The organism is Microbacterium testaceum (assembly GCF_029761935.1).
Classification (GTDB): domain Bacteria; phylum Actinomycetota; class Actinomycetes; order Actinomycetales; family Microbacteriaceae; genus Microbacterium; species Microbacterium testaceum_A.
Window position 1 is genome coordinate 542,500 of record NZ_CP121699.1, and the last position, 26,306, is coordinate 568,805.

The 26,306-nt window shown below is 69.5% G+C and carries 24 protein-coding genes and 4 tRNA genes; 19 read left to right on the forward strand and 9 right to left on the reverse strand.

Annotation, left to right across the window (positions count from 1 at the left end; all coding sequences use genetic code 11):
• Nucleotides 1–74: 74 nt before the first annotated feature.
• On the reverse strand, nucleotides 75–1,103 hold the full coding sequence (gene sepH / locus QBE02_RS02620; RefSeq protein ID WP_279367020.1) for a septation protein SepH: 1,029 nt from the start codon (nucleotides 1,101–1,103) through the stop codon (nucleotides 75–77).
• A 221-nt stretch (nucleotides 1,104–1,324) separates the two neighbouring features.
• Here sepH and QBE02_RS02625 point away from each other — a divergent pair, with 221 nt between their 5' ends.
• Nucleotides 1,325–1,618, forward strand: a complete 294-nt coding sequence (locus QBE02_RS02625; RefSeq protein ID WP_056231545.1) for a DUF4193 domain-containing protein — start codon at nucleotides 1,325–1,327, stop codon at nucleotides 1,616–1,618.
• Here QBE02_RS02625 and QBE02_RS02630 read toward each other — a convergent pair.
• Entirely contained in the window at nucleotides 1,593–2,084 is a 492-nt protein-coding gene (locus tag QBE02_RS02630; RefSeq protein ID WP_056231549.1) for a DUF3093 domain-containing protein, read from the reverse strand. The two genes, QBE02_RS02625 and QBE02_RS02630, sit on opposite strands and share 26 nt — an antisense overlap.
• 12 nt (nucleotides 2,085–2,096) lie before the next feature.
• Between QBE02_RS02630 and dut the strand changes: the two genes are divergently transcribed.
• The 5 genes from dut (at nucleotide 2,097) to dxs (ending at nucleotide 9,026) form a co-directional block, all read left to right on the forward strand.
• Nucleotides 2,097–2,552 (forward strand): dUTP diphosphatase, encoded by a 456-nt coding sequence (dut, locus tag QBE02_RS02635; RefSeq protein ID WP_056231552.1) that lies wholly within the window; start codon nucleotides 2,097–2,099, stop codon nucleotides 2,550–2,552.
• Nucleotides 2,549–3,184: a DUF3710 domain-containing protein gene (locus QBE02_RS02640; protein WP_279367021.1), complete on the forward strand. Its 636-nt coding sequence runs from the start codon at nucleotides 2,549–2,551 to the stop codon at nucleotides 3,182–3,184. The genes dut and QBE02_RS02640 overlap by 4 nt, the downstream gene beginning before the upstream one ends.
• Nucleotides 3,181–3,936 (forward strand): DUF3159 domain-containing protein, encoded by a 756-nt coding sequence (locus QBE02_RS02645; RefSeq protein WP_056231557.1) that lies wholly within the window; start codon nucleotides 3,181–3,183, stop codon nucleotides 3,934–3,936. The genes QBE02_RS02640 and QBE02_RS02645 overlap by 4 nt, the downstream gene beginning before the upstream one ends.
• A 133-nt stretch (nucleotides 3,937–4,069) precedes the next feature.
• A complete protein-coding gene (gene acnA / locus QBE02_RS02650) occupies nucleotides 4,070–6,910 on the forward strand; it encodes an aconitate hydratase AcnA (RefSeq protein WP_279367022.1) in 2,841 nt (946 codons plus the stop codon).
• 166 nt (nucleotides 6,911–7,076) lie between these two features.
• Nucleotides 7,077–9,026: a 1-deoxy-D-xylulose-5-phosphate synthase gene (gene dxs / locus QBE02_RS02655; protein WP_279367023.1), complete on the forward strand. Its 1,950-nt coding sequence runs from the start codon at nucleotides 7,077–7,079 to the stop codon at nucleotides 9,024–9,026.
• Between the two features lie 61 nt (nucleotides 9,027–9,087).
• Here dxs and QBE02_RS02660 read toward each other — a convergent pair whose 3' ends face one another.
• The 4 genes from QBE02_RS02660 to QBE02_RS02675 all read right to left on the reverse strand — a co-directional run bounded on the left by QBE02_RS02660 (nucleotide 9,088) and on the right by QBE02_RS02675 (nucleotide 14,282).
• The gene (locus QBE02_RS02660; RefSeq protein ID WP_279367024.1) at nucleotides 9,088–11,226 is read right to left on the reverse strand and encodes a 3-hydroxyacyl-CoA dehydrogenase NAD-binding domain-containing protein; all 2,139 of its coding nucleotides are present in this window, start codon (nucleotides 11,224–11,226) and stop codon (nucleotides 9,088–9,090) included.
• A complete protein-coding gene (locus QBE02_RS02665; RefSeq protein ID WP_279367025.1) occupies nucleotides 11,223–12,431 on the reverse strand; it encodes a thiolase family protein in 1,209 nt (402 codons plus the stop codon). Before QBE02_RS02665 ends, QBE02_RS02660 begins: the two co-directional genes overlap by 4 nt.
• A gap of 71 nt (nucleotides 12,432–12,502) precedes the next feature.
• A complete protein-coding gene (locus tag QBE02_RS02670; RefSeq protein ID WP_279367026.1) occupies nucleotides 12,503–13,699 on the reverse strand; it encodes a ribonuclease D in 1,197 nt (398 codons plus the stop codon).
• Nucleotides 13,692–14,282 carry a DUF3000 domain-containing protein gene (locus QBE02_RS02675; protein ID WP_056232378.1) on the reverse strand — a complete coding sequence of 197 codons (591 nt, stop codon included), beginning with the start codon at nucleotides 14,280–14,282 and terminating at the stop codon, nucleotides 13,692–13,694. The genes QBE02_RS02670 and QBE02_RS02675 overlap by 8 nt, the downstream gene beginning before the upstream one ends.
• Nucleotides 14,283–14,307: 25 nt before the next feature.
• On the opposite strand from QBE02_RS02675, the gene QBE02_RS02680 reads away from it, so the two are divergent.
• Nucleotides 14,308–15,513, forward strand: coding sequence for an alpha/beta hydrolase family protein (locus QBE02_RS02680; protein ID WP_279367027.1), 1,206 nt, complete (start codon nucleotides 14,308–14,310; stop codon nucleotides 15,511–15,513).
• Between the two features lie 34 nt (nucleotides 15,514–15,547).
• On the opposite strand, the gene QBE02_RS02685 is transcribed toward QBE02_RS02680, so the two are convergent.
• Nucleotides 15,548–15,988 carry a SufE family protein gene (locus QBE02_RS02685; RefSeq protein WP_279367028.1) on the reverse strand — a complete coding sequence of 147 codons (441 nt, stop codon included), beginning with the start codon at nucleotides 15,986–15,988 and terminating at the stop codon, nucleotides 15,548–15,550.
• Between the two features lie 34 nt (nucleotides 15,989–16,022).
• The gene (locus QBE02_RS02690; protein ID WP_279367029.1) at nucleotides 16,023–16,925 is read right to left on the reverse strand and encodes a sulfurtransferase; all 903 of its coding nucleotides are present in this window, start codon (nucleotides 16,923–16,925) and stop codon (nucleotides 16,023–16,025) included.
• A 118-nt stretch (nucleotides 16,926–17,043) separates the two neighbouring features.
• Between QBE02_RS02690 and zapE the strand changes: the two genes are divergently transcribed.
• The 6 genes from zapE (at nucleotide 17,044) to QBE02_RS02720 (ending at nucleotide 22,193) form a co-directional block, all read left to right on the forward strand.
• On the forward strand, nucleotides 17,044–18,081 hold the full coding sequence (gene zapE, locus QBE02_RS02695; protein ID WP_279367030.1) for a cell division protein ZapE: 1,038 nt from the start codon (nucleotides 17,044–17,046) through the stop codon (nucleotides 18,079–18,081).
• Between the two features lie 165 nt (nucleotides 18,082–18,246).
• Nucleotides 18,247–19,521 carry an ammonium transporter gene (locus QBE02_RS02700; RefSeq protein ID WP_056231608.1) on the forward strand — a complete coding sequence of 425 codons (1,275 nt, stop codon included), beginning with the start codon at nucleotides 18,247–18,249 and terminating at the stop codon, nucleotides 19,519–19,521.
• A 73-nt stretch (nucleotides 19,522–19,594) separates the two neighbouring features.
• Nucleotides 19,595–20,119, forward strand: a complete 525-nt coding sequence (locus QBE02_RS02705) for a type II toxin-antitoxin system PemK/MazF family toxin (RefSeq protein ID WP_279367031.1) — start codon at nucleotides 19,595–19,597, stop codon at nucleotides 20,117–20,119.
• 127 nt (nucleotides 20,120–20,246) lie between these two features.
• Entirely contained in the window at nucleotides 20,247–20,627 is a 381-nt protein-coding gene (locus tag QBE02_RS02710) for a YbaB/EbfC family nucleoid-associated protein (RefSeq protein WP_279367032.1), read from the forward strand.
• Nucleotides 20,617–20,937: a type VII secretion target gene (locus tag QBE02_RS02715; RefSeq protein WP_279367033.1), complete on the forward strand. Its 321-nt coding sequence runs from the start codon at nucleotides 20,617–20,619 to the stop codon at nucleotides 20,935–20,937. Before QBE02_RS02710 ends, QBE02_RS02715 begins: the two co-directional genes overlap by 11 nt.
• The gene (locus tag QBE02_RS02720) at nucleotides 20,937–22,193 is read left to right on the forward strand and encodes a hypothetical protein (protein WP_279367034.1); all 1,257 of its coding nucleotides are present in this window, start codon (nucleotides 20,937–20,939) and stop codon (nucleotides 22,191–22,193) included. Before QBE02_RS02715 ends, QBE02_RS02720 begins: the two co-directional genes overlap by 1 nt.
• Before the next feature lie 228 nt (nucleotides 22,194–22,421).
• On the opposite strand, the gene QBE02_RS02725 is transcribed toward QBE02_RS02720, so the two are convergent.
• Nucleotides 22,422–22,494, reverse strand: a tRNA-Val gene (locus tag QBE02_RS02725).
• Nucleotides 22,495–22,646: 152 nt separating this feature from the next.
• Between QBE02_RS02725 and QBE02_RS02730 the strand changes: the two genes are divergently transcribed.
• The 6 genes from QBE02_RS02730 (at nucleotide 22,647) to QBE02_RS02760 (ending at nucleotide 26,306) form a co-directional block, all read left to right on the forward strand.
• Nucleotides 22,647–22,719 (forward strand) — tRNA-Gly (locus tag QBE02_RS02730).
• Between the two features lie 66 nt (nucleotides 22,720–22,785).
• Nucleotides 22,786–22,856: transfer RNA gene (locus tag QBE02_RS02735), tRNA-Cys, on the forward strand.
• Between the two features lie 27 nt (nucleotides 22,857–22,883).
• Nucleotides 22,884–22,958, forward strand: a tRNA-Val gene (locus QBE02_RS02740).
• Nucleotides 22,959–23,503: 545 nt separating this feature from the next.
• Nucleotides 23,504–25,303 (forward strand): PPOX class F420-dependent oxidoreductase, encoded by a 1,800-nt coding sequence (locus QBE02_RS02745; protein WP_347710272.1) that lies wholly within the window; start codon nucleotides 23,504–23,506, stop codon nucleotides 25,301–25,303.
• 186 nt (nucleotides 25,304–25,489) lie between these two features.
• Nucleotides 25,490–25,873: an ATP-dependent DNA ligase gene (locus tag QBE02_RS02755; RefSeq protein ID WP_279367035.1), complete on the forward strand. Its 384-nt coding sequence runs from the start codon at nucleotides 25,490–25,492 to the stop codon at nucleotides 25,871–25,873.
• 40 nt (nucleotides 25,874–25,913) lie between these two features.
• A complete protein-coding gene (locus QBE02_RS02760) occupies nucleotides 25,914–26,306 on the forward strand; it encodes a TIGR03618 family F420-dependent PPOX class oxidoreductase (protein WP_279367036.1) in 393 nt (130 codons plus the stop codon).

A 26,306-nucleotide genomic window follows, 5' to 3' on the forward strand; every position in this document is an offset into this window, starting at 1 on the left:
CACCGAATGCCGGCATCCGGCCCCCTCACTCCGAAGGGGCGTCCGCGGCGCCGTGAGCCGGGGGAGGACCCGCGTCAGCTCTCGTCGGAGCGGGCCCCGAAGACGATCTCGTCCCACGAGGGCATCGACGGACGTCCCTTCGTCCGACGGCCGTTGTCGGACGAAGGACGCTCGGGTTCGCCCGCGGACTCGTCGACATCGTCGGCGTACCCCGGCTCGACGGCGTCGAACAGGGCCACGGGGGCGCCCGACGAGGGGCGCGGCTCGGGCTCGATCTCGGTCGCGCCGGGCAGTGGTTCGCGCTGTCCGCGTCGACGACGCAGTGCCTCGAGCAGATCGGCGGTCTCGGCCGAGGTGACGGGGGCATCGGGCGCTCGCTTGATCGCCGCAGCCTGCACGGCGGGGGCGACGGGTCCGGTCGCCTCGACGCCCGGCTCGTCGTCGATGTCGATACGGCGGGGCCCGAAGGCTCCGCTGTCGAACCGCGAGTCGTCCTTCGAGACGTTGTCGAGAGCGCGCAGACGGGGGATCAGCCCCTCGGGGAGCGATCCCTGCCGCGACAGCTGGATCGCGTCGGCGTTCTGCGGCGAGAGGATGCTGCGGCGCGGGTCGAAGCTCCAGCGCGCGTCGTGGTCAATGCCGTTGGCGGTGAACTCGAGCTTGACGGACCAGCCCGACGACTCCTTCCAACTCGTCCACCGCTCGGCGGTTGCGCCGGCCTCGGCGAGCTTCGCGCGAACGGCCGCACCGAAGGTGATGGGGGAGTCGTGCTCGAGAGTGCCACCCAGCAGGACCGGGACGGCCAGCGCCTGGGCGACGACGTGCTCGCGCTCCGCGAGCACGGGGCCCTCGAAACGCTCGACGTCTTCGAGGCGGGCGTTCAGCAACGTCGCGACTTCGCGCGCCGACAGGCCGGCGCGGATGTGCGCCTGGATCTCGCGGGGGCTCGGGCGCGGGGCACGGTCGTCGTCCTCGCGGTCCCGACGCGCACGGCGCGCCTCAGCGCGCAGCACCTCATCGAGCGCGAGGGCGAAGCGTTCGCCCGCCTGCGTCGCCACGACGAGGACGTCATCTTCGGTTCCGATGACTTTGAGCTGTTCCATACGAAACACCCCTCCGATCTGCGGTCAGCGTTCATGCTGTCACGCACACGGTCCGCATCCGGGAATATCGCGGGCGCGCCGCGAGTTTCCCGTCAGGCCTGACACGCACGCCCGTCTCGGAGCATTTGCTTATCGAGGACGGGTCATGCAAACTATGGCCGCCCGATCGGGCACCCGATGGGGCACAGCACCACGAAAACCGGAAGTAGAGACCTGCACGCATGGCAACCGATTACGACGCACCGCGCAAGACCGAGGACGACAGCGAGTCGATCGAGGCCCTCAAGGAGCGCGTGCCCGACAAGGCGTCGGGGTCGATCGACAACGAGGATGCCGATAACCCCTCGGGCTTCGAACTGCCCGGCGCCGACCTTTCCGACATCGAGCTCGATGTCGTCGTGCTTCCCCCTCAGGAAGACGAGTTCACCTGCATGAACTGCTTCCTCGTGAAGCACCGTTCGCAGATCGCCGAAGAGAGCGGCCCCGGCTTCATCTGCCTGGAGTGCGCAGCCTGACCTGAGCGCGCTGGATCGCCGCCACCAGGCGGTCCGGCGTGCGGGTGGACACCACCCACGACGGAGTCGGATCATCGGGATCGATCACGGGAACCGTGACGATCCCGTCGATCCCGCCCCGGATGACATGCCACGCCCGGTGGTCGAGACCACTCCCACGGGCCGTACGCGCTTCTTCGGCGATGACGCCGGTGGGAACGCCCAGAAGATCGACCGGAATGTGCGCCCGTCCCGCTCGGAACTCCCCGTCACGGATCTCGATGACCGGTGCGAGCGCGAGAAGGCCCGTCACGATCGCCACCGACACGAGCAGCCCGATGAACAGGGCCAGGGTCGTGTCGAGCGGGGAGAAGACGACGGCCGCCATGGGACCGCACACGGCTGCGGCGACCAGCGCCCACAGCGACGGGCTCAGACGCTCTCGATACTCGGCTGCGGTGCGGATGCCGCACCCCCTCTTCTGCATTACCCTCGTGGGGTGACCGAAACGGTGGACGTCCTCATTGTCGCATCCGAGCCTCCGGTCTTCGCCCACCCCGGCGACGCCGGAGCCGACCTGACCGCCGCCGAGGCGGTACGCCTGGAGCCCGGGCGACGCGCTCTCGTCTCGACGGGCGTGCGCATCGCTCTCCCCGAGGGATACGCCGCGTTCGTCGTGCCGCGAAGCGGCTTGGCCGCCAAACACGGCATCACCATCGTGAATGCGCCCGGCACGATCGACGCCGGATACCGCGGAGAGATCAAGGTCGCCCTGTTGAACACCGACCTCGACGAGGCCTATGACATCGCGGTCGGAGACCGCATCGCCCAGCTCATCGTGATGCCCGTCCCGGCCGTGCGCTTCGTCCCCGTCGACGAACTGCCCGACAGCGTGCGCGGTCAAGGCGGCTTCGGATCGAGCGGATACCAGACTCTGCAAGGGAGCACCCGATGACCGACGACGAGTCGCAGACCACCCCTGACACCGCCGACCAGCCCGGAACCGAAGCGGTGCAGGCGCTGAAGAGCGCGCCCACCGATCGCGAGACCGCCGGTCCGTTCGACGAGGCCGAGGCGAACCCCGTCCGCCCCTACATCGACCTGGGTGGCATCAAGATCCTCCCGCGCGAGGGGCTGAACCTCCGTCTCGAGGTCGAGGAGCAGACCAAGCGCATCGTGGCCGTGGGCCTCGACTACGCCGACTCCACCCTGCAGGTGCAGCCCTTCGCCGCGCCGCGCTCGAGCGGCCTGTGGGAAGAGACACGGGAGCAGATCCGCCAGCAGGTCAAGCAGCAGGGCGGCCGCGTCGAAGAGCGCGAGGGCCCGCTCGGTCCCGAGCTGCTCGCCGAGGTGCCCGTCATGGCCGGCGCGGACGGCGCCGCCAAGCGCCTCGCGCGTTTCGTGGGCGTCGACGGGCCCCGCTGGTTCCTGCGCGGGGTCGTCGGGGGAGCCGCCACCAGCGACGTCGAGGCAGCCGCCGCCGTCGAGGACCTCTTCCGCTCGATCGTCGTTGTCCGCGGATCGTCACCGATGCCGCCGCGCGACCTCATCCCCCTCCGGATGCCGTCGAGCCCCGGAACCGCATGAGCGACGACTCCGCACGCCCGGCGCGAGAAGACGACCGCGTCCCCCTCGACCCCCCGTCCGCGGCGGACAGCGTCAGCGCGGCTCTCGGCAACGCGGCACGCCGCGCGGGGCTCGACCCCTCGAAGCACACCTCGACCGGCGCAGCCGTATGGTCGGCGATGGGCGGGGTGCGCGGCATCCTGGAATCCGTCCTGCCCTCGCTCGCGTTCGTGGTGCTCTTCACCGTCACGATCGACCCCGAGACGCGCCAGGGCAACCTGTGGGTGAGCCTCGGGGTGTCCGTGGGGCTCGCCGTCGTCTTCACCCTCGCGCGTCTGATCGCCAAGTCGCCCCCGAGCGCCGCGATCGGCGGACTCCTGGCGACCGCGGGCGCCGCCGTCCTGTCGCTGGTGACCGGCCGCGGGCAGGACAACTTCGTGCTGGGTTTCTTCACCAACGGCGCGTACGGAACGGCGTTCCTCGTCTCGGCCCTCATCGGCTGGCCGCTGATCGGTCTGGCCGCCGGGTATCTGCTCGGTGAGGGCACGCGCTGGCGCGCCGACAAGCGCAAGCGCCGCGCCTACACGTGGCTCTCGATCGCCTGGGCCGCCCTGTTCGCCGCGCGACTCGCCGTGCAGCTGCCGCTGTACTTCGCGGGCGACGTCACCGCGCTCGGCACGCTCAAGATCGTCATGGGCCTGCCGCTGTTCGCCCCGATGCTGGCGGTGACGTGGCTCGTGGTGCGGGCTCTCCACCCTCGCCGAGAGTCCTGATAATATCTTGACATCAAGATAAATCCGTCGCTCCGAGCGGTTAGGTCGACCTTCCTGGAATCGACCTCTCCGCGCGGGGAAGATGGACAAATGCGGGCTGACGCCTGCGCATTCGCCGACGAAGGAGACGATCGTGTCCACGGTTGACAGCTTCGGTGCCAAGAGCACCCTGACGGTCGGCAGCACCGACTACGAGATCTTCCGCATCGACACGGTCGCCGGTCACGAGAAGCTCCCGTTCAGCCTCAAGGTGCTGCTCGAGAACCTTCTGCGCACCGAGGACGGGGCCAACGTCACCAAGGAGCAGATCGAGGCCCTCGGCTCGTGGGTCCCCACGGCCGACCCCGACACCGAGATCCAGTTCACGCCCGCTCGCGTGGTCATGCAGGACTTCACCGGTGTGCCCTGCATTGTCGACCTCGCCACCATGCGCGAGGCCGTGACCGCCCTGGGCGGCGACCCCAGCAAGATCAACCCGCTCTCGCCCGCCGAGATGGTCATCGACCATTCGGTCATCGCCGACCTGTTCGGCAGCGAGAACGCCCTCGAGCGCAACGTCGAGATCGAGTACGAGCGCAACGGCGAGCGGTACCAGTTCCTCCGCTGGGGCCAGACGGCGTTCGACGACTTCAAGGTCGTCCCCCCGGGAACGGGAATCGTGCACCAGGTCAACATCGAGCACCTCGCCAAGGTCATCTACGACCGCTCGGTCGACGGCGTGCTCCGCGCCTACCCCGACACCTGCGTCGGTACCGACTCGCACACCACGATGGTCAACGGCCTGGGCGTGCTCGGCTGGGGCGTCGGCGGCATCGAGGCCGAGGCCGCGATGCTCGGCCAGCCCGTGTCGATGCTGATCCCGCGCGTCGTCGGCTTCAAGCTCTCGGGCGAGATCCCCGCCGGCGTGACCGCGACCGACGTCGTCCTCACCATCACCGACATGCTGCGCAAGCACGGCGTCGTCGGCAAGTTCGTCGAGTTCTACGGCGAGGGCGTGGCCTCGGTGCCGCTGGCCAACCGCGCCACCATCGGCAACATGAGCCCCGAGTTCGGCTCGACCGCCGCGATGTTCCCCATCGACGACGTGACGCTCGACTACCTGCGCCTGACCGGCCGCGACGAGCAGACCGTCGCCCTGGTCGAGGCGTACGCCAAGGAGCAGAAGCTCTGGCACGACGCCGACCGCGAGCTCGTCTTCAGCGAGTACATGGAGCTCGACCTGTCGACGGTCGTCCCCTCGATCGCCGGTCCGAAGCGCCCCCAGGACCGCATCCTGCTGTCCGAGGCCAAGAACCAGTTCGAGAAGGACATCCTCAACTACGCGGGCGCGTCGGTCTCCGACTCGATCGTCGACCTCGAGGTCGACGGGACCTTCCCCGCATCCGACCCGGGCTCGGTTCCCGGCGAAGAGCACGAGGACGTCACCGAGAGCGAGGTGCTGATCTCTTCGGGGCACCCCGCCAACGCGTCGAACCCCGTCAAGGTCACCACCCCCGACGGCCAGTCGTACCTGCTCGACAACGGCGCGGTCACGCTCGCGGCCATCACCTCGTGCACGAACACCTCGAACCCCTCGGTCATGATCGCGGCGGGCCTGCTCGCCAAGAACGCCGTCGACAAGGGCCTCAAGCGCAAGCCGTGGGTCAAGACGACGCTCGGACCCGGCTCGAAGGTCGTCACCGACTACTACGAGAAGTCCGGCCTCGACAAGGCGCTCGAGGGTCTCGACTTCTACACCGTCGGCTACGGCTGCACCATCTGCATCGGCAACTCGGGACCCCTCATCGAAGAGGTCTCCGAGGCCATCAACGAGAACGACCTCGCCGTCACGGCCGTCCTCTCGGGTAACCGCAACTTCGAGGGGCGCATCAGCCCCGACGTGAAGATGAACTACCTCGCCTCGCCGCCGCTGGTCGTCGCCTACGCCCTCGCCGGCTCGATGAACTTCGACTTCGAGACCGACGCCCTGGGCAAGGACCAGAACGGCGACGACGTCTTCCTGAAGGACATCTGGCCGGCCCCCGACCAGGTGCAGACGATCATCGACGCCTCGATCTCGCGCGAGCAGTTCATCCAGCAGTACGCCACCGTCTTCGAGGGCGACGAGCGCTGGAAGAACCTGCCCACCCCGACCGGCCCGATCTTCGAGTGGGATGCCGACTCGACGTACGTCCGCAAGGCCCCGTACTTCGACGGCATGACCATGCAGCCCGATGCCGTGCGCGACATCACCGGCGCACGCGTCATGGCGACGCTGGGTGACTCGGTCACGACCGACCACATCAGCCCGGCCGGAAACATCAAGGCGGGTACCCCCGCCGCGCAGTACCTGATGGAGCACGGCGTCGCGCAGAAGGACTTCAACTCCTACGGCTCGCGTCGCGGCAACCACGAGGTCATGATTCGCGGCACGTTCGCCAACATCCGCCTTAAGAACGAGCTCACGGCAGCGGTCAACGACGGCACGGTCGTCGAGGGCGGCTACACCCGCGACTTCACCCAGGAGGGCGGCCCGCAGTCGTACATCTTCGACGCGAGCCAGAACTATCAGGCGCAGGGCACCCCGCTCGTCATCTTCGGCGGCAAGGAGTACGGCTCCGGCTCGTCGCGCGACTGGGCGGCGAAGGGCACCAACCTGCTGGGCGTCAAGGCCGTCATCACCGAGAGCTTCGAGCGCATCCACCGCTCGAACCTGATCGGCATGGGCGTCGTTCCGCTGCAGTTCCCCGCCGGCGAGAGCTGGAAGTCGCTGGGCCTCGACGGCACCGAGATCGTCTCGATCGAGGGCCTGGAGCAGCTCAACGAGGGCGTGACGCCGAAGACCGTGAAGGTCACCGCCGAGCCGAGCGAGTTCTCGCCCGAGGGCAAGCAGGCCGTCACGTTCGACGCCGTGGTCCGCATCGACACCCCCGGTGAGGCCGACTACTACCGCAACGGCGGCATCCTGCAGTACGTGCTGCGTTCGCTGGTCTGACCCGCTTCATCGATGTGCCCCGGGAGCCTCGCGCTCCCGGGGCACATCGCGTTCGCAGAGAGTACACGGCCCCGGCGCGCAACCCGTTGCCGGGCCCCTCGCACCCTCGGAGACTAGAATCGACCCGTACGCGCGGCCCCCGCGCGCATCGCACGAGAGGAGTCACATGGCTCTCCTACCCGGCATCCACGGACCCCGTGACCTCGACGCCCTGACCCCCGACGAGCTGCGTCAGCTGGCCGCGGAGGTGCGGTCGTTCCTCGTCGAGAACGTGGCCCGCACCGGCGGCCACCTCGGACCGAACCTCGGCGTGGTCGAGCTCACGATCGCTCTCCACAAGGTCTTCGATTCACCCGCCGACCCCATCATCTTCGACACCGGGCACCAGTCCTATGTGCACAAGATCCTGACCGGTCGGCAGGACTTCGAGAAGCTCCGCTCGCGCGGGGGTCTCGCCGGCTACCCCCAGCGCTCCGAGAGCGAGCACGACGTCGTCGAGTCGTCGCACGCCTCCAGTTCGCTCAGCTGGGCCGACGGCGTCTCGCGGGCCTTCAGCCGCACCGGTCGCCGCGACCGCCACGTCGTCGCCGTCGTCGGCGACGGCGCACTCACTGGCGGGATGACGTGGGAGGCGCTGAACAACATCAGCGACGACAACGACCGCAACCTCGTCATCGTGGTCAACGACAACGGTCGCTCCTACGCCCCCACGATCGGCGGCATGGCGCGCTACCTCAACCGCGTGCGCACGAACGAGGCGTACCGCACCCTGCACCGCGGCTCCGACACGCTCTTCCGCCGTCTCGGGCCCGCCGCGCGCGCGGTGTACCGCGGCGTCCGCGGCGGAACGCACGGCTTCCTGTCGCGCTTCACGAACAACGAGGCGCTGTACAGCAACCTCGACATCAAATACCTCGGTCCCATCGACGGCCACGACTTCGAGTCGCTCATCGAGACGCTCGAGCTGGCCAAGTCGTACGGCGCGCCCGTCATCGTGCACGCCATCACCGACAAGGGCAGCGGGTACGCGCCCGCGATGAGCGACGAAGCCGATCAGTTCCACGCCGTGGGCAAGATCGACCCGATCACCGGCGAGGCGCTCGGCTCGGGCGGCGGTCCGCAGTGGACCGACGTGTTCGCCGACGAACTGGTCGCGGTCGGTGCCGAACGCGACGACGTCATCGCGATGACCGCCGCGATGCTGCGTCCCACGGGTCTGCAGAAGTTCGCGGAGCGCTTCCCCGAGCGCGTGTACGACGTCGGGATCGCGGAGCAGCACGCGGTGGCATCCGCCGCCGGTCTGGCCTTCGGAGGCCTGCACCCGGTCGTCGCCATCTACGCGACGTTCATGAACCGCGCGTTCGATCAGGTCATGATGGACGTCGCCCTGCACAAGGCCGGGGTGACCTTCGTGCTCGACCGGGCCGGCGTCACCGGTCCCGACGGCCCGAGCCACCACGGCATCTGGGACCTCGCGATGCTGCAGCTGGTCCCCGGCATCCGCATCGCCGCTCCCCGCGACGCCGCGCGCTTGCGCGAGGTGTTCCGCGAGGCCACCGCCGTCGAAGACGCGCCGACCGTCGTGCGCTACCCCAAGGGCAAGGTCAACGACGACGTCGAGGCGATCGAGCGTCTGCACGACGGCGTCGACGTGCTGAGTCGCGGCTCGAGCGAAGACGTGCTCCTCGTCGGCATCGGGCCGATGGTCCATCTTGCGCTGGAGGTCGCGGAGCGACTGAAGGCGCAGGGCATCGGCGCCACCGTGATCGATCCGCGCTGGGCCATTCCGGTGCAGCCGTCGATCGTCGACCTGGCCCGCGAGCACCGTCTCGTGATCACGATCGAGGACGGCATCCGCGTCGGCGGGGTCGGCACGCGCGTGCGCCAGGTTCTGCGCGAGGCCGGCGTCGACACGGCGGTCGACGAGCTCGGCATCCCGGACGAGTTCATCGATCACGCCACGCGCGAGCAGATCCTCGAGGATGCCGGACTCACGGCGTCCAAGATCGCCCATGACGTCGTGGCGCAGGTCCTCGGTACCCGCATCCCCATGGCCCGTCAGACTCCGACCGGCTCGATCCCGACGATCGAGGAGTGGGAGAAGTCCCGGCCGTAAAGCCCTCACACACGACGACGGCGCCGCCCCCTCGGGGACGGCGCCGCTGTCGTACCCGGGGTCAGGCCCCGATGCCGCGGATGGGCGGGTGGTGGAACGTGTCGCCGAAGGCGCGCTCCGACGCCCCCTCGCGGTCGAGGTAGGGCGACGCCCCACCGTCGATGAAGGGCCAGCCGGCGCCGAGGATGAGGCACAGGTCGATGTCCTGCACCTCGGGGACCACGCCCTCGTCGAGCATGATCTTGATCTCCTGCGCGAGGCCGTCCTGCACGCGCGCGAGGATCGTCTCGGGCACGACGGGCGTCTTGCCCGTCACGAGCACCTTCTGCGCGGCCTTGGTCCACCCGGTCACCCGGCCGCCCTTGTCCTTCTCGACGACCTCCGGCAGGGCCGCGAGCTCGTGGAAGTTCTCCGACGAGAAGAACCGGTCGGGGAACGCGTGCGCCATCGTGTCCTGCACGTGGGCGGCGACCTTCCAGCCGACCAGGTCGATCAGCTGGAACGGCCCCATCGGCAGCCCGAGGGGCGCGAAAGCCTTCTCGACGACGGTGATGGGTGTGCCCTCGTACACGGCTCGCGCTGCTTCGCCCATGACCTTCGCCAGCAGGCGGTTCACGACGAAGCCCGGCGCGTCAGCGGTGAGGACCGCGTTCTTGCCCAGCCCCTTGGCGACCACGAAGGCGGTCGATAGAGCGGCCTCGGATGTGGCGTCCGTCTTCACGACCTCGATGAGCGGCATGACCGCGACGGGGTTGAAGAAGTGGAAGCCCACCAGGCGCTCCGGGTTCTGCAGCACCGAGCCGATCTCGGCGACCGAGAGCGATGAGGTGTTCGTGGCGAGGATCGCATCGGCGGCGACGATCTTTTCGATGGCCGAGAAGACCTCCTGCTTGACGCCCACCTCTTCGAACACGGCCTCGATGACGAAGTCGCAGTCGGCGAACTCCGACCGGTCGGTGGTGCCGTGCACGAGCGCGCGCAGCTGGTTGGCCGTGTCGCCGTCGAGGCGCCCCTTTGCCTCGAGCTTGCCGATCTCTTCTCGAATGGATGCCACGCCCTTGTCGACCCGACCCTGATCGAGGTCGGTGATGATCACGGGCACCCGCAGCTTGCGGACGAACAGCAGCGCGAATTGCGAGGCCATGAGACCCGCGCCGATGACGCCGACCTTGGTGACCTTCTTCGCGAGAGCCTTGTCGGGGGCCCCGACCGGACGCTTGGCGCGCTTCTGCACGAGGTCGAAGGCGTACATGGATGCCGCGAACTGGTCGCCCGTGATGAGCTCGGCCAGCGCCTCGTCTTCGCGCGCGAAGCCCTCGGCCTTGGTGCCGCTCTTCGCCTTGTCGAGCAGGTCGAGCGCGACGTAGGGGGAGCGGGGCACGGTGCCGATCTTCGACTCGAGCATGCCGCGGGCCATCTTGATCGCGATGGGCCACTTGGTGAGGCGCTCGAGCTTGCCTGGCTCGTTCTTGCGCTCGACGCGCACCCGACCGGTGAGCACGCCATCGGCCCACCGCAGCGAGTCCTCGAGGTAGCTGGCCGCCGGGAAGATGGCATCCATGATCCCGAGGTCGAAGGCCTGCTGCGGCTTGAGCATGCGGTTCTGCTTGAGCGGGTTCGAGATGACGACCTCGAGCGCGTTCTCGATGCCGATGAGGTTCGGCAGCAGGTACGCACCTCCCCAGCCGGGGATGATCCCGAGGAACACCTCGGGCAGGGCGATCGCCGCGGCCGAGGAGTCGACCGTGCGATATGTCGAATTGAGCGCGATCTCGAGACCGCCGCCGAGGGCGAGGCCGTTGACGAACGCGAACGAGGGGACGCCGAGCTCCGACAGCGACCCGATCACCTGGTGTCCGCGCTGTGCGATGAGGCGCGCGACCTCTTTCGAGGGCAGCTTCGCCACGTCGGACAGGTCGGCGCCCGCCGCGAGGATGTACTGCTTGCCGGTGATCGCGACGGCGTGGATCTCGCCGGCGTCGGCGCGCTCCTTGAGCGTCTCGAGCGTCTGCCCAAGCTCGGCGAGGGTCGCAGGTCCCAGCGTGTTGGGCCGGGTGTGGTCGCGACCGTTGTCGAGGGTGATCAGCGAAAGCACGTTGCCCGAGGGCAGACGCACGTCGCGGACGGGGGAGTGGGTCACCACCTCGTCGCCGGTGAGGGCGTCGAGGGGCGTGAAGTCGATCGAGGTGTAGTCGGTCACTTGCGCTTCTTCTTTCCGTCGAAGAACGGGTTCTCCCAGATGACCGAGCCGCCCTGGCCCAGGCCGACGCACATGGCGGTGAGGCCGTAGCGAACGTCGGGTCGCTCGGCGAACTGCGCTGCCAGCTGGATCATGAGACGCACTCCGGATGCCGCGAGCGGGTGGCCCAGGGCGATGGCGCCGCCCCAGGGGTTCACGCGCGGGTCGTCGTCGGCGATGCCGAAGTGGTCGAGCAGCGAGATCACCTGGATGGCGAAGGCCTCGTTGAGCTCGAACAGGCCGATGTCGTCGATCGTGAGCCCGGCCTTCTTGAGGGCCTTCTCGGTCGAGGGGATCGGGCCGATGCCCATGATCTCGGGCTCGACGCCGGCGAACGCGAACGAGACCATGCGCATCTTGGGCGCGAGGCCGAACTCCTTCACGGCGCCGGCTCCGGCGAGCAGGCTGATGGTCGCACCGTCCGTGAGGGGCGAGGACGTCCCGGCCGTGACCCGGCCGTGCGGGCGGAAGGGGGTCTTCAGCGTCGCCAGGCCCTCGACGGTGGTCTCCGGGCGTCGACCCTCGTCCGCCGTCGCGAGGCCCCAGGCGCCCTCGGCGTCCTTCACGGCGACCGGGACGAGGTCGGGCTGGATCTTGCCCGCTTCGTAGGCGGCCTGCACCTTGTGCTGGCTGGCGGCGCCGAAGCGGTCGGCGCGCTCCTTCGTCAGGTGCGGGAAGCGGTCGTGGATGCGTTCGGCGGTGACGCCCATGTTGAGGGCGCCCGGGTCGACGAGCTTCTCGGCCACGAAGCGCGGGTTAGGGTCGACGTTTCCGCCGATGGGGTGGCGTCCCATGTGCTCGACGCCGCCGGCGAGGGCGAGGTCGTACATGCCGACGCCGATCGAGGCGCCCATCGTCGTGACGCTCGTCATGGCGCCCGCGCACATGCGCTCGATCGCCAGGCCCGGCACCGTCATCGGCAGACCCGCGAGGATCGCCGCGGTGCGCCCGAGGGTCAGTCCCTGGTCACCGGTCTGCGAGGTCGCGGCGATCGCCACGTCGTCGATCCGGTCCTTGGGCACGTCGCCGTTGCGTTCCATCAACCCGATGATCGCCTTGACCACGAGGTCGTCGGCGCGGGTGTTCCAGTACATGCCTTTTTCGCCGGCGCGCCCGAAGGGGGTGCGCATTCCGTCGACGAAGAAGACGTCCGTCATCTCGGCCACTCTGCCTCCATAGTTTGGGATGACCCCAGCCTAGGAAGAGGCGAATCCGTCGCAGAATCGGTTGTCCGAACCTACGAATCCAATCCGGACACGTCGTCGTCGGCGTTGAGGGAAGCTACAAAGCTATCGGCGATCACCTGTGAGGTCTGGTCAATCTGCCACGGCCGCGCCCCCAGCTGCGCGAGAGCCTCCCCGATGGCCTCGGCGGTCGTCTCGGCAGGCGGCGCCCAGGCCAGACGACGCAGCGTCTCGGGCGTGAGCAGGTTCTCGGTCGGCATCCGGAGTTCTTCCGCCCGCGCCTCGACGGCCGGACGCGCCTTCTTCAGCCGGCGATCGGCCTCGGGATTGCGATCGGCCCACGCCCGCGGCGGAGGAAGCGTGTCGCTCGGGACGCGGTCCGCCGGCAGGTCCGTCGCCTCGCGTCCGGCGACGATCGCGTTCCACCAGCGATCGAGCTGCGTGCGGCTTGCCCGGCCGTTGAACTCCTTGACGCCCGCGAGAGCCTGTTTGCTCGCGGGATCGGCAAGGACGGCGGCCACGAGCGCGCGGTCGGGCACGAGACGCCCGGGGGCGACATCCTGCTCGCGGGCGTAGTCCTCGCGCGCCTGCCACAGCGAACGGGCGACGGCCAGCGACCGGCGACCGCGCACGCTGTGCAGGCCGCTCAGGCGCCGCCACGGGTCGTCACGAGGAGGCTTCGGCTCGCGATCGAGCACGGCCTGGAACTCCTGCCGCGCGATCTCGGTCTTGCCCTGCTCGGTGAGCTCGGCATCCAGCACGTCGCGCACGTCGATCAGGTGCTCGACGTCGAGGGCCGCGTATTCGAGCCAGGATGCCGGCAAGGGGCGCGTCGACCAGTCCGCGGCCGAGTGGGCCTTGGCCAGGGTGATGCCCAGCGTCTGCTCGACGACAGCCCCGAGACCGACCCGCTCGTGCCCGAGCAGGCGCGAACCCAGCTCGGTGTCGAAGATGCGCGGCGGCTCGAGCCCCCGCTCGCGCAGCGACGGCAGATCCTGGCTCGCGGCGTGGAAGACCCATTCGAGATCGCCGATGGCGCGTTGCAAGGGCGAGAAGTCCTCGATCGTGGAGGGGTCGAAGAGGAAGACCCCCGCCTCGCGCCGGAACACCTGGATCAGGTACGCCCGCTGCGAATACCGGAACCCCGAGGCGCGCTCGACGTCGACCGCGACGGGACCGCTGCCCGCGGCCAGGGTCTCGCACGCGGCGAGGAACCCCGCGGCATCCTCGATGACGATGTACTCAACCACGTGTGGGCCTCCGGGCTCCGAGAACAGCGACGCCCTCCGACCCCGGGGGGAGGCCGGCGAGCATGCACACGAGCTCCGCCCACGCCTCGAGGTGCGGGCGGAAGGGACCGCGCGGCGACCACGACGCGCGAAGTTCGATCTGCGACCCCTCACCCTGGGCTGCCAGGGCGCCGAAGCCGGTGGAAAGGGTCTTGGTGGCGGTGCCCGACTCCGAGTGGCGCTGCGCCCCGCGCGAATCCAGCGCGTCGATCAGCCACGACCAGGCGACCTCGGCCAGCAGGGGGTCGACCCCGATCTCGGGTTCGAGAGGGGCCTGCGCGAAGCACACGATGCGCCACGCACCGCCCCACGGCTCGGGCTCTTCGGGGTCGTGGAGCAGGATGAACCGTCCCGTGCCGAAGGGGGAGTCTGTCGCGTGCTCCTCGGGGCGGACATCGCCGGCGAGAGCGAGCGAGAAAGGAGCCAAGCCCGAGGGAGAGGGGATCTGCCGGACGACCAGATCGTCGCGGAAAGCCGTGTCGCGCACCTCTTCGACGGCTCGCGCGAAGGGGCTATCGGCCTCCGCCGGGCGCTGGTCACTCACGGCCACAGACTAGAGTGAGGCCTCGATGAACGCTCCCAGGCGCGCCGCGGGTCCTCGCGCATCGCAGCGCACGAACCCCGGCCTCCGCGTCACGCTCTCGGCTCTCGGCGTCGCCCTCGCGGCCTCCGCGACCGCTCTCGGGGCGGTCTCGCTGCGCGTCGCACGGACGGTCGTCCGTCCCGCCGGACGACGCCCCGACACGCGCATCGTGCGTCTGGACGCCGCCGCGCAGACCATCACGCTCGGGCGCACCCCCGACACGGTGCTGCCCGGTCGGTACGGTCTCTTCACCGTCGGATCGGCCGACTACCTGCGGGTCGGCTCGATCGTGGGTGAGGACGAGGACACCGTCACCCGCAAACTCCTCACCCACGTGCCCGCGGACGGAGACCTCGCCGCCGAGGCGGCCTTCAGCGGGTGGTACTTCGACAAGCCCGGCGACCTGCTCCTCCCGTTCGACTCGATCGACATCGACACCGGAGTGGGCGCATGCCCCGCGTGGGAGTTTCCCGCCCGCGGCGACACCGACGTCTGGGTCATCCAGGTGCACGGCCGCGGCACGACCCGGTCCGAGACCCTTCGCGCCGTGCCCGTGTTCCACACGCTCGGCATCTCGAGCCTCGTGGTCTCGTACCGCAACGACGGCGACGCCCCGCGCAGTCCGTCCGGCACCTACGCCCTCGGCGCGACCGAATGGCGCGACGTCGACGCGGCGATCGGCTACGCCCGCCGTCAGGGGGCTCGTCGCGTGCTGCTGATGGGCTGGTCGATGGGCGGAGCGCTGTCGCTGCAGGCCGCGCTCGAGTCGCCGCACGCCGACGTGATCGCCGGCCTCGTCCTGGATTCGCCGGTGGTCGACTGGCGGACGGTGTTGAGCTTCCAGGGGCGCGCGATGCGCCTGCCCGCACCCGTCATCGCGCTCGCGGAACGCACGCTCGCCTCGAACTGGGGAGCTACCGCACTACGCAGCGGCGAACCCATCCCTCTCGACCGCCTCGACGGGGTCTCCCGGGCGGCCGAGCTGCGGCATCCTGTCCTCATCCTGCACAGCGACGACGACGGCTTCGTCCCCGCGGACGCCTCGCACGCGCTGGCGCAGGCGCGCCCCGACCTCGTCACGATGGAGACATTCACGGTCGCCCGCCACACGAAGCTGTGGAACTACGACGAGACCCGGTGGACCACCGCGATCCAGGGCTGGGTCCGCGAACGGGGGTTCGCGAGGGACTGATCCGGGATGCCGGGACCCCGGCGACGCGCGCGGCTCAGGCCTCGCGGTTCGCGCGCACCTGGCGTTTGGCGCGCATGAGCATCCCGGTCATGCCCGCGATGCGCAACGGACTCACGGCGCGCGTCAGACCGATGCTCTGCGGGAAGTCGTCGGGCACCGCGAGCACCTCGTCGGCGGACAGCCCCGTGAGCCCCTGCGACAGGATGCTCGCGAATCCGCGCGTGGTCGGCGCTTCGGCGGGAGCCGTGGCGTGCATCGCGACCCGGTCGGCGTCGTCGACCGTGACGATGATGTACACCGGCGACTGGCACTCGACGACGCGCTCACGCATCTCGGGGTGGTCGGCGTACTCCGCCGGGACCTCGGGCAGCTCCTGCGAGAACTCGAGCAGTAGCTGCAGGCGATCGGGCTCGTCGAGCTCGAGGAACTCGTCGCGGATCTCGGCGAGGCGGGCGGGGAGGGCGTTGTCGGACATCACCGTCATCCTCCCACGCCCGCGTCGACCGGGATCAGCGCGAGGGGACCTCGCCGGGCTCGGCACCCGCGACGATCGGCACGCGGACCGCGCTGCCCCACTCGGTCCACGAGCCGTCGTAGTTGCGGACGTCGTCGAAGCCCAGCAGGTGCTTCAGCACGAACCAGGTGTGGCTCGAGCGCTCACCGATGCGGCAGTACGCCACGATCTTGTCTCCGTCGGCCAGGCCGGCGCCGTCGCGGTAAATGGCATCCAGCTCTTCACGCGATTTGAACCCGCCGTCCTCCGCCACGGCCTTGCCCCACGGCACGCTCTGCGCGCTCGGGATGTGGCCGGCGCGGAGGGCGCCCTCTTCGGGGTAGGCGGGGGCGGTGGTGCGCTCGCCCGAGTACTCCTCGGGGGAGCGGACGTCGATCAGCGGGTTGCCGAGGTGGGCGAGCACGTCGTCCTTATAGGCGCGCAGCACCGAGTCGTCGCGCTCGACGACCGGGTAGTCGGTGGGTTCGACGACCGTCTTGTCCGTCGTGATCGGGCGGCCCTCGGCGATCCACTTGTCGCGGCCCCCGTCGAGCAGGCGCACGTCCTCGTGACCGAAGAGCGAGAAGACCCACAGGGCGTACGCCGCCCACCAGTTGTTCTTGTCGCCGTAGATCACGACGGTGTCGTCGCGCGAGATGCCCTTGCGGCTCAACAGCTCGGCGAATCCCGCGCCGTCCACGTAGTCGCGGACGACGGGATCGTTGAGCTCGGTGTGCCAGTCGACCTTCACGGACCCGGGGATGTGCCCCGTCTCGTACAGCAGGACGTCCTCGTCGGACTCCACGACCACGAGTCCCGGCTGCCCGAGACGCTCCTGGAGCCACTCGCCCGTGACGAGACGGCCGGGCTCGGCGTAGTCGGCGAACTTGGGGGACGTGGTGTCGAACTCGACGGTCACGGGGACTCCTCGGTCAAGGCGGTGGATGGCGCGGCATAGGGTGGACACCGCACCATCGACCCTAGATCCGCGGCATGGGGCACGCACCCTCCCCGTAAGACTTGGACACAGGACGGCCATGACCTCCACTCCCGCCACGACCGGCCTCATCCACCTCACCGAACGCGAGCCCGCCGTCTCGGGCGCCGACATGGTGAATGCCCTCGTTCCGCCGCCCCAGTTCGACGGAGCGACCTTCGAGTCGTACCGCGCCGACGACGCCTATCCCTCGCAGCAGGAGGCGAAGGAGCTGCTGCAGGAATTCGCGGGCCGACAGGCGGCTCCGGCCAAGAAGGGCGGCTTCTTCCGCCGCGCCGAGAAGGTGGCCCCCATCAAGCCGGGCGTCTACCTCGACGGCGGATTCGGCGTCGGAAAGACCCACCTGCTCGCGGCGATCTATCACGCGATGCCCGCCCGCCGGAAGTACTTCGGATCGTTCATCGAGTACACGGCCCTCGTGGGGGTCCTCGGCTACGCCAAGGCCGTCGAGCTGTTCCGCGGTTCGGACCTCCTCTGCATCGACGAGTTCGAGCTGGACGACCCCGGCGACACGATGGTCATGACGCGCCTGCTCGGCGAGCTCGTGGCATCCGGAACCCGGCTCGCCGCGACCTCGAACACCCCGCCGAACGCGTTGGGCGAGGGGCGCTTCGCGGCGCAGGACTTCTTGCGCGAGATCCAGTCGATGGCCGACAGCTTCCGCACGATCCGCATCGACGGCACCGACTTCCGTCAGCGCGCGATCGACGGAGAAGCGAAGGTCCTGTCCGACGAGGGGTATCGACAGGCGATGGATGCCGCCGCCACCGGCGCCGTGGCATCCGACGACTCCTTCCTCGACCTCGTCGGCCACCTCGCACGGGTCCACCCGTCGCGCTTCATCCGCCTGATCGACGGGGTCGATGTGATCGGCCTGCGCGACGTGCAGGTCCTCCACGATCAGTCGGCCGCGCTGCGCCTGGTCGCCTTCGTCGACCGCGCCTACGACGCGCAGATCCCGATCCGGGCGACGGGCGTGCCCCTGAACACGGTGTTCAGCGAAGAGATGCTCGGCGGCGGATACCGCAAGAAGTACCTGCGCGCGGTCTCGCGACTCGTGGCGCTGACGCACTCCTGAGGCGAGTTCATCGCCGGTTCGCGGGCGCAGGAAACGCGATGTTTACCGGAGCGGCCCGCCTGTAACGCCCCCGAAACACGGGGCGAACGGCGACGGAACCGAGGCTGTGGACACTGAGGGGACCCGACGCTTTACCTGCGTCCCTGCAGAGAGGTTCCCTCCGAGATGGATCAAGGCAACACCGCATTCATCCTGATAGCAGCGGCACTCGTGCTGCTCATGACGCCAGGACTCGCGTTCTTCTACGGCGGTCTCGTCAAGGCCAAGAGCGTCATCAGCATGATGATGATGAGCTTCGGCGCGATGGGCCTCATGGGCGTCCTGTGGGTGCTCTACGGCTACGCGATCGCGTTCCCCGCGACCGACGCCGGGGTCACCAACGCCCCGTGGCACATCGACGGCACCGACTTCGGCCTCGCCAACGTGCTCACCACCCCCGAGGGCGCCGCGTACCCGCCGCTCGCCTTCGTCGCCTTCCAGGCCACCTTCGCCATCATCACCGTCGCCCTGGTCTCGGGCGCGATCGCCGACCGCGCCAAGTTCGGCGCGTGGATGATCTTCGCCGGCATCTGGGCCACGGTCGTCTACTTCCCGGTCGCGAGCTGGGTGTTCAACTTCGGCCTCGCCGAAGACGGCACCTTCAGCTACGGCGGCTGGATCACGCACGGTCTGCAGGATGTGTTCGGCGTCGGCGCGATCGACTTCGCCGGTGGTACCGCGGTGCACATCAACGCCGGTGCGGCGGCCCTCGCCCTGGCCCTGGTGCTCGGAAAGCGCGTCGGGTTCCAGAAAGGCGCCCACGTCCCTCACAACCCGCCCTTCGTCCTCCTCGGTGCGGGCCTGCTGTGGTTCGGCTGGTTCGGCTTCAACGCCGGTTCCGAGCTCGCCGCAGACAACACCGCCGCCCTGGCCTTCGTCAACACGATCGCCGCTCCCGCCGCGGCTCTTCTGTCGTGGCTGATCGTCGAGAAGATCAAGGACGGCAAGCCCACCTCGGTCGGCGCCGCCTCCGGTGCCGTCGCGGGTCTCGTCGCGATCACCCCGGCCTGCGCCGCGCTGACGCCCATCTGGGCCATCGTGCTGGGCCTGCTCGCCGGTGCGATCTGCGCCCTCGCCATCGAGCTGAAGTTCAAGCTCGGCTTCGACGACTCGCTCGACGTGGTCGGCATCCACCTCGTCGGTGGTCTGCTCGGAACGCTCTACCTCGGCATCTTCGCCAACACGAGCGGCCTCATCTACAGCGGCTCGTTCAACCAGCTGATCGTCCAGGCGATCGCGGCCCTCGCGGTGCTGGTCTACTCGTTCGTGCTGGCCTTCATCATCGGCTTCGCGATCGAGAAGACGATCGGCTTCCGCGTGAAGAACGAGGACGAGATCGCCGGCATCGACACCGTCGTGCACGGCGAAGAGGGCTACGTCCTCTCCGACGTCCGCGCCTGATAACCGCCCGACCCCCAACGGGGCGTCGCCGATTCGTCGGCGGCGCCCCGTTCCGCGTGCCTAGGGTGTGGGTATGGGAACCGCTTCTCGTCTGCTGTCCGCCGTGCTGGGCATGTTCCGGTCGACGCCGACGGCTCCGCCCGCTCGTCGTTCCGTTCCCGTCGCGCCGACCGCGCGCCCCTCGGGCCGCCGCGGGAGCGAGACCGTCGAGATCGATCCGCCGCGGCGCCTCACCCTGTCGTACGCGCCGAAACGCGACAACGCCCCCGACGGGGGCGAGATCGTCTGGACGTGGGTCCCCTACGAGGAGCGCGACGGACGGGGCAAAGATCGACCGGTCCTCGTCATCGGTCGAGCGGATGCCACCCGCTCCTACGCCGTGCGACTCACCAGCAAGCCGCACGACGGCGACCGGCAGTACCTGTCGCTGGGCACGGGGGAGTGGGATCCCCAGCGTCGTGCGTCGTGGATCGACATCGAACAGCTGTATCTGGTCCATGACGCGGGGATGCGCCGGGAGGCGGCGGCCCTGGACCGCGCGCGGTTCGACGCCGTCGCTGCCGCTCTCGCCGCGCGCTACGGCTGGTCACGCGGCTGATTCTCTGCGTCCCTCCCCGAACCGGACGAGGAACTGTTCGTGAGAGCTACGTGAGATTCCTCTCATCTACCGGGTTTTCTTGACGGGAACCGTCCGTTCTCAGCGCCCGGGTCGATAAATTTCTGCCGTGCCGTTGGATCCCGAAGAGTCGTTCGCGCAGGTCGAAGCCGACGTTCGTCGTGCCGAGCTGCGCGCCGCGCAGATGCCGGCCTTCGAGGCGACGGTCGCTTCGGTGCGCGGCACCGGTCGCTCTCGCGGTCGCGACGTCATCGCCCAGGTGGACTCGGGCGGCCGGGTCGTCGATCTGCGGCTGAGCGAGGCAGCTCTGGCCCGCGGCGCGCAGCGACTGTCCGCCGAGATCCTCTCGACCATCCGACAAGCCGAGGCCGACGCCCGCGAGAGTACTCTCCGCGCGGTGAGCGAGCTGCTCGGCGCCGACGATCCCCTCGTCGCGCAGTTGCGCGACACCGAACCCGCCTCACCCGAGAGGACTCTTCATGGCCGATGACATCGCCGTCGACTTCGATCGACTCCGACAGCACGCCGCATTCGTCGATTCCCTCGTGGGAGACGTCGGATCGGCGCTCTCCGTCCTCCGCGGCAGCAACCTGCTCCCCGAAGCCTTCGGACTCCTGTGCGCCTTCCTCGTTCCCCCGGGACTCGCCCTGTCGGCAGCCGCCACCGGCCTGCTCGGCGAGGACCAATCACTGCTCATGCGCACCGCCGGAGAGCTGCGGCAGACGGCCGACCAGTGGGAGCAGTTCGAGAGCGACGCCATCGCGACCATCCGATCGCTCGAATCCGCGATGGGGGTCTGATGACCACTATCGTCGCCCCCGGCACCACCTTCTCGGGGAGCCGCGTCATCGAGTCGGGTCGGGCCCTCGCCGAAGCCGTCAAGAGCGGCAACTGGCTCGACGGAGGAATGGCCTTCCTCGACACCCTGGGTGATGCAGCCGCTGCTCTCACCGACCCCATCGGCACGTTGACCGCGTGTGGTCTCGGCTGGGTGATGGAGCACCTCAAGCCTCTCAGCACCTGGCTCGACCAACTCGCCGGCAGCGCCTCCAACGTCGCCTCCGTCGCGTCGCAATGGGTCTCTGCCGGGTCGTCGATGCGACAGGCGGGCGCCGACCTGAACCGCCGGTTGAGCGACCTCGAGGGCATGACCGGCGGCAGCATCACCGCCTACGTGCGGTTCGCCACCGACGCGGCGAAGCACCTCGGCGCGTCGGGCGAATGGGCCGAGGCCGCGGCGAGCGGGCTCACCTCCGCCTCCACCCTGGTGACGAAGATGCAGGGCGTCGTCAAGTCGGCGATCTCCAAGGTCGTTGCGACCGCCATCGAGGCCATGGCGGTCGTCGCCGCCTCGTTCGGTCTCGGCATGGGCTACGCCATCGCGCGCGTCGTGATGAAGGTCAACGAAATGGTGAACAAGGTCGTGCGGCCCCTGCGTGCCGTGCTCGGGTCGGTCAAGGCCCTCACCGGGCTCGTGCAGCAGCTCCGCGGCGTCTTCGATCGCACGTCGACCACGACCGCTGCGGCCCTGCAGAACAGCGCCCAGACCATCCGCATCGACTCGGGGGCCGTCGTCGACGCGTCGGACGCCACCCGCTACGGAAACAGCGCTGCCCACGACCTCGCCGTCAAGGGCCAGCGTGCCGACGGGGTCGTCTACCGACCCTTCGCCGTCTCGGGCGAGCACGCCTCGGGGGACTTCCACCTCAGCGGCTCCGGGGCCTTGTCCGGCGCCCCTACGCCCGATGGGTCCGTCATCGGCCAGGCCTCCCTCGGCGGGTCCGGCGGCGCGGGCGGCTCGCTCGGTGGGCTGACCGGGCTCGACGCGAAGACCGTCGCCGGCGTCCACAGCGGAAGCGCCGGCGCGCTCATCGGCGGGACCACCGGGGGAGCGGCCATGGCCGCGACCTCGATGTCGGCCGCGCGGGGCACCGGCCCCGGCGGTCTGCGCCCCCCGATGACCGGCGCGGGTACACAGCACGGAGCGGGGGCCGGCAGCCGACAGAAGCTCGGTCAGCGCCGCCGCGATCTTCGCGTGGTCATCGAAGACGACTGACCCGCGAGTCGACGACGCCCCGGCGTCCGGCCTCACGACGGCCGGGTGCCGGGGCGTTACCACGTGGGGCGCGCATAGGCAGGGGCCGACGAGCGGCCGCCCCGACCGGGACGGGTCTACGGCCAGTTGGCCCGGCACGCCGAGCGGGCGGTGCGCCGACGATCTGCGACCGGGGCGCCAGCCCGGGGAGGAAGCAGAAAACCCCCGGAAGGACCGGGGGTGAATCTGTGGGCGATGCCGGACTCGAACCGACGACCTCTTCCGTGTGAAGGAAGCGCGCTACCAACTGCGCCAATCGCCCTCATCCCGAACGGGACTCATCGATCGTACCGGATGCCGAGAGGTGCTTCGAACCACGAGGGGCGGACACGCGCGGGGCGCGCGCCGTTTTGCACCCGCGCTCAGATCGGGTAATGTCTTACGAGTGCTCGGGGCAAGCCCCGGGAACGAAATGCGGATGTAGCGCAGTTGGTAGCGCACAACCTTGCCAAGGTTGGGGTCGCGAGTTCGAGTCTCGTCATCCGCTCGAGTGGAGGGATCTCCGTCTGGAAAACCGACGGAGAATCACGACACGTGGGTCGAACCACATCACGGTGGCGTGGCCGAGCGGCTAGGCACCGGCCTGCAAAGCCGTTTACACGGGTTCGAATCCCGTCGCCACCTCAACTCATAAAAGAACAGCCTGTATAGGCGCGATTGGCGCAGCGGTAGCGCGCTTCCCTGACACGGAAGAGGTCACTGGTTCGATCCCAGTATCGCGCACCACCTGAAGAAGCCCCCGGTTCGCCGGGGGTTTCGTCGTTTCCGGACCACCTCTCGCAGGCCGCCCGCAGCCCGAGCGGTCGACCGGGACGCATGCGGCCGCCGACCCTCGGTACGAAGACACGCCAGCGGGCACGCACGGGCCCGACCCGGTGGCGGACCCGGCGCGGCGACCGCGACGCGTCACGGTCCGCATCCCGGGGCACGGGACTTCTCGCTGCTCCGCTCCCTGCGCACGGGCCGAGAAAGGGCCGAGAGGTGCGCCGGGCGGGGCGAGGATCCGGGGTAGTCGTTCCCGCCGCCAGTAAGGGGGGCTGCGGAGTGCCTGGCGGCGGGAACGAGACGACACTACGACGTGTCCACCGTTTGGGGGACACGTTCGGCCCAGTCTTGTGCTGTCCTTGCGCTGATCTTGCGCTCGCTTTGAGGTTCGCGGCCCCGGTCGTACAGCGGGGCCATGGGTGCGGCTCAGTAGGGTGGCCAGACGCCTCCGCCACCTCCGCGGCAGGCGCGACGCACCGCCCCGGCGGAACAGGAAGCGAGTAGGCGTGACGAGCGAAGACCCCCTCTTCTTCCCGCCGACGGGACCCATCCGCGGACGCCGCGACGGTGCGGTGCTGCGGGCCAGTGGCATCCCGTACGCTCGCGCGGAGCGCTTCGGTCGTCCCCTCCCTCTGCCGGACCGGGCTGACGACGACGTCTTCGAGGCCCTCGAGCCCTCGCCCGCCGCCCCGCAGGCACCCACTCCGCTGATCGACGCTCTCGGCGACCAGACCGGCCACCTTCCGATCCGCGAGGAGTGCCAGCACCTCTCGATCACCGTTCCGGCCGACCGCGGCGAAGCGGACGCCGCGCTGCCCGTGATGGTGTGGGTGCACGGCGGTGGCTACACCAGCGGTGCGGGCGATCTGCCCGTCTACGACCCCGCCGTGCTCGCGGCCGAGCAGCACGTCGTCGTCGTCACGGTCACCTACCGGCTCGGCGTACTCGGCTATCTCGGTGACGGAGCGGAGCGTCCTGCCAACCTCGGGCTCCTCGATCAGCTCGCCGCCTTCGAGTGGGTCCAGCGCAACATCGCGGCGTTCGGGGGAGACCCGGCTCGCGTGACGGCGTTCGGACAATCCGCGGGCGCCGACGCCGTGCTCCACCTCATGGCCGTCGACCGCGCTCGGCGGCTGTTCTCGCGCGCCATCGTGCAGAGCGCGCCCATGGGCACCATGGGCGCGCGCGCCGGCCTCGCAGCGGCGATGAGCGCGGCGACCGCGTCTCTCAGCCCGGCGACCCCGTCGGAAGAACTCATGCGCCTCCAGGCGGACGCGATGCAGGCCGCGCGCGGTTTCGGACGGTTCTCTCTGATGCCCTTCGCTCCGCAGCCCGGGTTCGACCCCCTGCCTCCCCACGGCGAGATCGCCGAGAGGTGGCTCGAGGGGGCCGCACGCATTCCCCTGCTGATCGGGGTCACCGCCGAGGAGACGCGGCTCTTCCTCCCCGGCGTGACGGCCCTGGACGCATTGCGCGCCGTGCCGCTGCTGCACGCCCTCGCCTCCACGGTCCTCGACACCGCGATGAACGCGGTCGTCTACGGCCGCCCGGCCCGTCGCCTCGCTCGCGACTACCGCAGGGCGGGAGGGACGGCGCTGCGCTACGTCTTCCGGTGGCGGGCGAACGACCTCTACCGGGCCTCCCACGCGATCGAGGTGCCCTTCGTCTTCGGTACCGAGTCGACCGGGCCGCAGCTCGCGCCCTACGCCGGCGCGCGTTCCGACGAGCTCACCGCTGTCGGCCGGAGCGTCCGTTCGCTCTGGGGCGGCTTCGCGCACGGGCGCATGGAGGAGATGGCATCCATTCCCGGGGTTCTCGATCTGTTCGGACCTCGCGGCGGGCCGTCGGCGCAACCCGTCGCCGCCGCGGAGGCCGCCCAGTACGGTGAGACCATGACCGTCCCCGACACCCTGTGGCGCGAGATCGCGGCCTCGTCGTTCGTTTCGCTCGGCACTTACCGCCGCAACGGAGCCCTCGTGGCCGTCCCGGTGTGGGTCGCGCGCGACGGTGACGAGCTGGTCGTGACGAGCGAGCGGTCCACGGGCAAGGTCAAGCGCCTGCGCAACGACTCGCGCGTGACCCTGCAGCCCTGCAGCAGGATGGGCGCCGTCGAACCGGATGCCATCCGCGTCGAGGCGCACGGTCGGATCGCCGGCCCCGCCACGGACGACGCTCGCGCCGACGCCGCCCTCAAGCGCAAGTACGGCTTCCAATACCGCGCGATCCTCGGCTTCGAGGCGTTCGTACGTCGCCTGCAACGCAAACCCGGCGACCGCGTCATCATCCGCATCTCTCGCGACGCCTGATTCGCGGCATCCCCCCGCTTTTCACCCGCCGTTATCCCGAAACCGCAATCCTTCGCAAGGGGGTTTGCGTGAACGTCGACTCCGAGAGACGGTGCACGCAGAGAAAGCGGTTGCCGCCCCCCGACCTCCGCGTTCCACTTCTCGCCGAGAGGCGCCTGGCCGCGGGCGGCACCGACGGGAGTCACCATGGGCAAGTTCATCTACGACGGCAACATCAAGGTCGATTTCGAGGACCGGCTGCTCGCGCACCTGCAGGCGGTGATCATGGCGAAAGTGCGTCGCGGCGAGAGCTTCCCGTTCACCTGGAAAGACGACATCAGCACGGGCGGCGGGCGCACTACGGTCTATATCCACCCGTACGTGTCGCTGGTGTTCAAGTTCCACGGCAGTCGAACTCCGCAACTGAGCACCGCGTGGCTGCACGCGCTGACCTACAACGCGAACTCGGGCCGCGGCCTGTACGTCGTCACTGAGCCGGACGAATTCGTTCCGCGCGAGAGCAGCCGCCGCGAGGAAATGGTCTTCAGCGAGGTGCCGAACGATCAGGCCCCGCATTCCGTCCGGTCCTGAACGGGGAATGGATGCCGCCACCCCGGGGGTTGCACCCAGCATGAGCGACTGGACCCGCACCAAGCCGTACTTCGAGACCGACGCCGTCGCGCACCTCGCGACGCTCATGCGCGACGGGTCGCCGCACTCGATCCCGCTCTGGGTCGGAGTCGACGGGGACCGCCTCATGCTGTTCACCGAGGTCGACACCCTGAAGGACCGCAACCTGCAGCGCGACCCGCGCGTGGCCGTCTCGGTCACCGCCGCCGACAACAGTTACTCGATGGCGTTCGTGCGCGGGGTGGCCGTCGAACGGATCGACGGCGACGAGGCCCTGCCCTACGTCGACCGGATCTCGCGGCTGTACACCGGCGAGGCGTACGGTCTGCGAACGGGCGTGGCCGTGTGGTTCATCGAGCCCCACAAGGCCTGGTCGCGAACGTACGAGGACTGA